Here is a 1,028-nt window from a genome sequence, read left to right on the forward strand (position 1 = left end):
GGCCGAAATCGGCGCCCGCCTCGGCCAGCTTGTCGAAGACATGGGCGGCGAACTCGGCGGGCATGTAGAGTTCCCAGCCAAGCTCGCCGACGAAGGTCAGCCGGCTGGCGCGCACCCGCGCATAGCCAAGGTCGATCTCGCGGCTGGTGCCGAAGGGAAACGCCGCCTCCGAGAAGTCATCGGGCGAGACGGCGCGCAGGAGATCGCGCGATTTCGGCCCCATCAGCGCCAGCATGGGCAGGCCGGAGGTGACATCCTGCACGAAGACATGCGCGTCCGCCGGGATATGGCGCTTGAGCCAGGCCAGGTCGCGCCGCTGCGACACGGCGATGGTCACGACCATGTAGGCGGTTTCGGAGATGCGGGTGACCGTGACATCGGCTTCGATGCCGCCTAGCTCGTTCAGCCATTGCGTGTAGACGACGCGGCCGGCGGGTACGTCGACATTGTTGGCACAGATGCGGTTGAGCACCGCGCAGGCGTCACGCCCCTCGATCCAGTATTTCACGAAGCAGGAATGGTCGAACAGCGTAACGTTGTCAGCCGTGTTGCGGCTTTCCTCGCCGCAGGCGCCGAACCAGTTCTGGCGGCCGTAGGAATAGTCGATCTCGGCCTTCATGCCGGGCAAAGCGAAGAAGCCAGGGCGTTCGTAGGCGGCGGCCTCGGTCATGCAGGCACCCGCCGCCATCAGGCGGTCGTGGAACGGGCTCTTGCGGATGTGGCGCGCCGTGGCGAACTGGCGGTATGGCCAGTGCATGTCGAACAAAAGGCCAAGCGTTTCGGTGGTGCGGTCGTAGAGATATTTCTTGTTCGACTGGAACGACATGGTGCGGCGCACGTCGACATCGGCGAGATCGACCGGTGGGCGCCCGTCGCGGATCCATTCCGACAGCGCCTTGCCGACGCCGCCCGAGGAGAGGATGCCGACGGAATTGAAGCCGGTGGCGCAGAACAGGCCGGAGACCTCAGCCGTCTCGCCCAGCAGATAGCGGTCATCCGGCGTAAAGCTTTCCGGTCCGTTGAAGAAC

1 pseudogene is annotated in these 1,028 nt (G+C 65.1%); it reads right to left on the reverse strand.

Annotated features, from left to right (window positions below):
* Positions 1–1,028: pseudogene (locus EN969_RS32695) on the reverse strand (FAD-dependent oxidoreductase); the annotation flags it as partial.

This window comes from Mesorhizobium sp. M7A.F.Ca.CA.003.01.2.1 (assembly GCF_003998945.1).
GTDB lineage: Bacteria > Pseudomonadota > Alphaproteobacteria > Rhizobiales > Rhizobiaceae > Mesorhizobium > Mesorhizobium ciceri.